General features: G+C 69.8%; 1 protein-coding gene and 1 pseudogene. Both read right to left on the bottom strand.

Annotation, left to right across the window (positions count from 1 at the left end; all coding sequences use genetic code 11):
- On the bottom strand, positions 1–789 hold a 789-nt coding region (locus V7793_RS37465), incomplete at its 3' end, for a hypothetical protein (RefSeq protein WP_336014186.1).
- A gap of 189 nt (positions 790–978) precedes the next feature.
- A pseudogene (locus V7793_RS37460) lies at positions 979–1,502 on the bottom strand (serine/threonine-protein kinase); the annotation flags it as partial.

The raw sequence follows: 1,502 nt of genomic DNA, 5'->3' as shown, positions 1-1,502 counted from the left end.
GACCGGCAGGTCCTGCCCGAAGGTCGAGGCGATGGGCACCTCGATGCCCTGGACCGCGATCTCCACGCCTTCCCGGACCGCCGAGTGCACGGCCTCGCGCATGGCACGCGGCCGCTCGGTACGGAGCATCTGGTTGACGTCACCGGTGCGGCCCATGAGCCCGCCGACGAGGTCCTTGAAGTACGTGCCGATGATCACCGCGCCGGGGCGGATGCGCCACATCGTCCAGCCGAGGTAGAGGCTCGTGCCGTACTCGAAGACGGACACGTAGGTCACGTACCGGCCGCTGCTGACGACGAGACGGTTGCTGACCACCTCCGGCTGCAGGATGTCGCTGCGGATGCGGGACGGCACGGCCGTCACCGGGATGCGCCGGCGGGACAGCGCGCCGAAGATCGCTGCGTAGGCGGAGGGGGAGGCCTGCGCCTTGTCCTCCAGCAGGGTCCGCCACTCCGAGACGGGCTCGGTGAGGTGGCTGAGGAGCAGGATCAGCCAGAAGACGATGAAGGACAGGATGCCGCCCACGCTGAACGCGGTCTCGGCTTCCTCGAAGTCGAAGCCGTGCGTCAGCAGGCCGAACAGCCAGCAGACCAGCCACACCACGGTCGCGGAGAAGGCCGCGGTCGCCCAGAGGCCGATGACCGTCCGGAGCGTGACCGACTCGTCGAAGGCCAGCTCGATCTGCTGGTACTTCAGGGTCTGGTTCCGGTAGGAGCCGTTGGGGCCTGCGGATTCCGAGGCCGCCCAGCCGCCCGGTCCGGCGCTGCCGCCGCCCGGATAAGTGCTCATGTCGTACTCCGCATCGGGGTCTGACGTAGAAAGACCGTTGATCGTTTGGCACGGCAACTTATCGGAATTTCATGCCGGGCAGGCCGGCCGACCGGGAACGGGTGTGCAAAAGCCCCGAAAGACCGTCAGCAGGCCTGCCGACGGGCCTCGCCGGCGGGCGCCGTCAACAGCGCCCGCCGGCGGACGACGTCAGCAGCGGACCGTCTGCCCGCTCTGGCGGATGATGGTGTCGCCGGACATCCAGCCCGCGCTCTTCGTCCCCTCGATGCGGACGTAAATCCACTTGTGGCCGTACGAGTTCTCGACGGAGCAGTGGAACCAGACCTTCGTGCCGCTCTTCGCCGCCGCCACGGAACCGCAGACCTTGTAGGGCCCGTTGAGGACGTGGCGGTCGCCGGACACGTATCCGTACGTGCCCGGCTTCGGGTCGTGGTGGCTCCAGCCGCTGCAGGTCGTCGGCACCGAACTGCTGGGCTTGGCCGAGGAGGCGCTGGGCTTGGCCGACGGCGAGGCCGACGACGAGGGCGAGCCGGACGGCTTTTTGGAGGGGCTCGCGGACGGCGAGGCGCCCGGGGAGTGCAGGCCGGTGGCCACCCCGCCCTCGTTCGGCTGCTCACCGGCCGACGGCGATCCGGCCGGCGCCGGTGCCGCCGCCGGGGGCTCGTCGTTCTTCTTGCCGCCGCTGCCGGTCAGGGCGTACGTGACGCCGCCTC

This window comes from Streptomyces sp. KLMMK, assembly GCF_036961605.1.
Classification (GTDB): domain Bacteria; phylum Actinomycetota; class Actinomycetes; order Streptomycetales; family Streptomycetaceae; genus Streptomyces; species Streptomyces telluris.
Note: the sequence above shows the minus strand (reverse complement) of the source record. Positions and strands in the feature narration are given on the sequence as shown.